Source organism: Streptomyces corynorhini (genome assembly GCF_003346515.1).
Classification (GTDB): domain Bacteria; phylum Actinomycetota; class Actinomycetes; order Streptomycetales; family Streptomycetaceae; genus Streptomyces; species Streptomyces corynorhini.
Map to the genome: position 1 here is coordinate 1 of NZ_QQNA01000249.1, position 4,941 is coordinate 4,941.

The 4,941-nt window shown below is 72.8% G+C and carries 5 protein-coding genes; 1 reads left to right on the plus strand and 4 read right to left on the minus strand.

Annotated features, from left to right (window positions below; translation table 11 throughout):
* The 4 genes from DVH02_RS27035 to miaA all read right to left on the minus strand — a co-directional run.
* Window positions 1–1,858 (minus strand): RelA/SpoT family protein (locus DVH02_RS27035; RefSeq protein ID WP_147286137.1); only part of this gene is annotated, 1,858 nt, incomplete at its 3' end.
* Window positions 1,859–1,998: 140 nt separating this feature from the next.
* Window positions 1,999–2,907 (minus strand): diaminopimelate epimerase, encoded by a 909-nt coding sequence (dapF, locus tag DVH02_RS27040; protein ID WP_114626474.1) that lies wholly within the window; start codon window positions 2,905–2,907, stop codon window positions 1,999–2,001.
* 100 nt (window positions 2,908–3,007) lie between these two features.
* Window positions 3,008–3,445, minus strand: coding sequence for a hypothetical protein (locus DVH02_RS27045; RefSeq protein WP_114626475.1), 438 nt, complete (start codon window positions 3,443–3,445; stop codon window positions 3,008–3,010).
* Window positions 3,446–3,570: 125 nt separating this feature from the next.
* Entirely contained in the window at window positions 3,571–4,509 is a 939-nt protein-coding gene (gene miaA, locus DVH02_RS27050) for a tRNA (adenosine(37)-N6)-dimethylallyltransferase MiaA (protein ID WP_114626476.1), read from the minus strand.
* A 175-nt stretch (window positions 4,510–4,684) separates the two neighbouring features.
* Between miaA and DVH02_RS27055 the strand changes: the two genes are divergently transcribed.
* Window positions 4,685–4,939 carry an antitoxin gene (locus DVH02_RS27055; RefSeq protein ID WP_114626477.1) on the plus strand — a complete coding sequence of 85 codons (255 nt, stop codon included), beginning with the start codon at window positions 4,685–4,687 and terminating at the stop codon, window positions 4,937–4,939.
* Window positions 4,940–4,941 lie beyond the last annotated feature (2 nt).

Sequence of the window (4,941 nt, forward strand, 5' to 3'; positions counted from 1 at the left end):
CCCCCCAGCGCACCTCGACCGGGGTCCGGTCGAGGGCGCGCATCCGCTCCACCGCGCGGCATTCGCGCCGGTGGACGGTGACCACGCCGCCGCGTACCGAGAAGCCGGTGACCGCGTCGGGCGGTACGGGGGTGCAGCAGCCTGCCAGCCGTACGGTCGCGCCCGGCAGGTCCACCACGGCGTTGGCGACGCCGCGCCGGTCGGAGCTGACGGGGTGGGGCGTCCGGGGCGCGGCGGCGGGCAGCCCCTCGGTCTCGGGGTGCGCGGCGAGCCAGCCGGTGATCGCGATCCGCGCAGCGGGGGTACGGGCGTGGTCGAGCCACTCGGGCGCGGGTCCCGAGGCCGTGTCCCGGTCGAGCAGCAGCTGGACCGTGTCGCCGTCCCGCAGGACGGTGCTCAGGGGTGCCAGCCTGCCGTTGACCCGCGCGCCGAGGCAGCCGTGGGCGGCGTCGCCGTGCTGGGCGTACGCGGCGTCCACACAGGTCGCTCCGGGCGGCAGCCCCAGCATGCCGCCCTCGGCGCGGAAGACGGTGATCTCCGCGTCCTGGGCCAGATCGGCGCGGAGCGTCGCCCAGAAGGTGTCCGAATCGGTGGCGGCCTGCTGCCACTCCAGCAGCCGGGAGAGCCAGCCGGGCCTGGTGGGGTCGGCGCGCTCGCCGTCGGCCGGCTCCGCGGTGGCCTGCGGGTCCGCGTCGGCCGGGCCCGTGCCGCTGTCGGCGGCGGCGGCGGTGTACGGATTGCCCAGCGCGACGACGCCGGCCTCGGCGACCTTGTGCATCCGGTGCGTACGGATGAGGACTTCGGCGACCGCGCCGTCCGGGCCTGCCACGGCGGTGTGCAGCGACTGGTAGAGGTTGAACTTGGGCGCGGCGATGAAGTCCTTGAACTCGGAGATCACCGGGGTGAAACAGGTGTGCAGCTCGCCGAGGACCGCGTAGCAGTCGGCGTCCTCCGCCACCAGCACCAGCAGCCTGCCGAAGTCCGTGCCGCGCAGCTCGCCGCGTTTGAGCCCGGAGCGGTGCACGGAGACGAAGTGGCGGGGCCGCACCAGGACTTCCGCCGCGATGCCCGCCTCGCGCAGCACGCGTCTGACGTCCTCGGAGATGGCGGCGAGGGCGTCCCCTGCGGTGGCGTTGTCCGCGATCAGCGCGCGGGTGTGCGCGTACTCGTCGGGGTGGAGGATGGCGAACACCAGGTCCTCCAGCTCGGTCTTGAGCGCCTGGACGCCGAGCCGTTCGGCGAGCGGGATGAGGACGTCGCGGGTGACCTTGGCGATACGGGCCTGCTTCTCGGGGCGCATCACGCCCAGGGTGCGCATGTTGTGCAGCCGGTCCGCGAGTTTGATGGACATCACCCGGACGTCGTTGCCGGTGGCGACGAGCATCTTGCGGAAGGTCTCGGGCTCGGCCGCGGCCCCGTAGTCGACCTTCTCCAGTTTGGTCACGCCGTCGACGAGATAGCAGACCTCGTCGCCGAACTCGGCCCTGACCTGGTCGAGCGTCACGTCGGTGTCCTCGACGGTGTCGTGGAGGAGCGAGGCCGTCAGGGTCGTTGTCTCGGCGCCCAGTTCGGCGAGGATCAGCGTCACGGCCAGCGGATGTGTGATGTAGGGCTCGCCGCTCTTGCGGAACTGTCCCCGGTGGGAGGCTTCCGCGAGGAGGTAGGCCCGGCGCAGTACGGCGAGATCGGCGTCCGGGTGGTGGGCGCGATGGGCGTCCGCGACATGCCCCATCGCGTCGGGCAGCCGGTCCCGCGAGGCGGGGCCGAGGAGCGCGGCCCTGCCGAGTCTGCGGAGGTCGATCCTGGGAAGGCCGCGTCTGCGGCTGTGGGCACCAGGGGTGGTGGCCTCTGCACTCATGGGGGCGCCTCCGGCAGCATCGACCGGCGGTGGATGAGCGGGAGCGCCCTCCGGGCCGGTGCCTGATGCTATCGAGCCCACCACGTGGAGCAGTCCCGCTCCCGCCCGGCGTGAAACGGATCACTCCTTCGAGCGATGCTTCAGGCGATGGCTGTTTCGCACCATACCGGGTCGATGTATCCCTCGGCGACGATCACGGCGGGCCCGGCCATCTCGACGGAGCCGTCGGGGAGTTCGGTGATGACGAGCCGTCCGCCGGGGAGGTCGACGGTGTAGGTGACGGGGGCTCCGGTCACCGCGGGGTCGAGGCCGTCCCTGCGGGCCGCTGCCACGGCCACCGCGCAGGCGCCCGTGCCGCAGGAGCGGGTCTCGCCCGAACCGCGCTCGTGGACCCGCATGGCGAGATGGCGGGGGCCGACGTCCACGACGAATTCGGCGTTCACTCCGGCGGGGTACGCGGAGGCGGGGGTGACGGCGGGCGCGGAGTGGAGACTCCCCGCGTGCGCGAGGTCTTCGACGAACGCGACCGCGTGCGGATTGCCCATGTCGACGTGGCGCGCGGGCCAGGTCCGGTCGCCCACCGAGACGCTCACGCCCTCGTCCCCGGGCAGCAGCGCACGGCCCATCCGGACGGTGATGTCGCCGTCCGCTCCGCCGGGGCCGTCGGAGCCCGCGGCGAGGTACACCCGCTTCACCCCGGCGCGGGTGGCCACGGCAAGGTCGCCCGCCTCGACGTGACCTGCGCGCTGGAGATGGCGGGCGAAGACCCGGACCCCGTTGCCGCACATCTCGGCGATGGATCCGTCGGCGTTGCGGTAGTCCATGAACCACTCGGCGTCGTCGGCCATGGCCCGCGCCTCGGGGTGCGCGGCCGACCTGACGACGTGCAGCAGCCCGTCGCCGCCGATGCCCGCCCTGCGGTCGCACAGGGCGGCCACGGCGCGCGCGGACAGCGCGATGGCGTTGTCGGGGTCGGGAACGACGACGAAGTCGTTCTCGGTCCCGTGCCCCTTGAGGAAGGCGATCGGCGCGGTCTGCGAAGTGCTCACGGAACCATCGTACGAGCAGGCACCGACACCGTCCGCCGGGCACCGTCCGCGTACGCGGTCCGGACCTGGGACAGGGCCGCCCAGGCGGTCAGGAGCGGGGTCAGCGCAGCCGGGCGACGCGCCAGACGGCGAGGGCCACCAGGGCGGCGGCCACCGTGACGTACAGCGCGATGACGCGCCAGTCGGGGCGTTCGCCGGAGGCGCGGGCCGGCAGTCCCGGCCAGGTGTGGCCGACGCGGCGGGCGGCCATCATGCCCCAGCCGGCCGCGCAGCAGCTGATCAGCAGCCCCAGCATGGCGACGACCGCTCCGCCGTCCCCGGTGCCGAAGGCGAGGGGGAAGGCGAACATGAGCGATCCCATGGCGGCGAGCGCCACGATCGGGGCGAGCTGCCAGATCCGCAGCCGACGCTGAGGACGGAGTTCGACCTCGACCTCGGGGGTGACGGTCTCCTCTTCCGGCCCGTCAGGGCTCAGGCCCGGGGCGTCGTCCGCTGCCCTCGGCGCCGTGGGTTCTCTGTCACGAGGGCCGGCCTCCATCGCCACGCGCCCTCCCAGGTCGGACTCCAGTGGTCGATCGATGCCCGATGGTCGACCGATGCTCGATGATGGCACGCCGTGGAGGACCGCATGGGCGCCCTGAGCGTCCCGATGCCATCACGTGATCAGGCTGTGACCGCTCGTTCGACCAACGCCAGCGCACGGTCGGGGAGTTCCCCCCGCTGCTCGGTTCCGCCGCCCAGCCAGTGCACGCGTGAGTCGCGCCGGAACCACGAATCCTGACGGCGTGCGAAGCGTTTGGTGGCGCGTACGGTCTCGGAGCGCGCCTCCTCGTCGGTGCACTCCCCCGCGAGCGCCGCGAGCACCTGCTGGTAGCCGAGGGCCCGCGAGGCGGTGCGGCCCTCGCGCAGCCCCCGGGTCTCCAGGTCGCGCACTTCGTCGACGAGCCCCTCGTCCCACATCCGGTCGACCCGTCGCGCGATCCGCTCGTCCAGTTCGGGGCGGGCGACGTCCACGCCGATCTGCACGGTGTCGTACACCGCGTCGTGGCCCGGCAGATTGGCGGTGAAGGGCTTGCCGGTGATCTCGATCACCTCCAGCGCCCGGACGATGCGGCGGCCGTTGCTGGGCAGGATCGCGCGGCCCGCCTGCGGGTCGGCGGCGGCCAGCCGCGCGTGCAGGGCGCCGGAGCCGCGCAGGGTCAGCTCCGCCTCCAGCCGGGCGCGCACCTCGGGGTCGGTGCCGGGGAAGTCGAGCGCGTCGATGGCGCCGCGTACGTAGAGCCCGGAGCCGCCCACCAGCACCGGGGTGCGGCCGGTGGCGAGCAGCCGGTCGATCTCCGCCCGCGCCCGCTTCTGGTACTCGGCGACGCTGGCCGCCTCGGTGACGTCCCAGATGTCCAGGAGATGGTGCGGGACGCCCGCTCGCTCCTCGGTCGTCAACTTGGCCGTGCCGATGTCCATCCCCCGGTAGAGCTGCATGGAGTCGGCGTTGACGACCTCACCGCCCAGGTGCCGGGCGAGGTGAACGCCGAGATCTGACTTGCCGGCCGCGGTGGGACCGACGACGGCGATGACCCGCGGTGCGGTAGCTGCGCTTCTCACCGACCCAGTCTCGCAAACTCGCGGGCTCCTGCCCGAACGAGTTACCCAACTCCGCACGCCGGTGCGCACGCCGGTGCTCGTACGCCGGCGCGCGCGGCGCACAGCGCGCGATGTCGTCTCCGCGAGTAATCTGTGAGGTACATAGGCTGTTGTTTCCTCCGAGGGAAGGTGGCCCATGGGCTTCCTGGATTCACTGAAGGCCAAGATCGGTCCGGCCCGGGACAAGGTCTCCGACCTCGCGCAGCAGCACGGGGACAAGATCGAGCAGGGGCTGGACAAGGCCGCCCGCACGGTCGACGAGAAGACCAAGGGCAAGTACAGCGACAAGATCGGCACCGGCACGGACAAGGCGAAGGGTGCCCTGGGCAAGCTCGCCCACAAGGACGACGGGACTCCTCCGCAGGCGCCCCCGCCTCCCCCCGCCTCCTGACC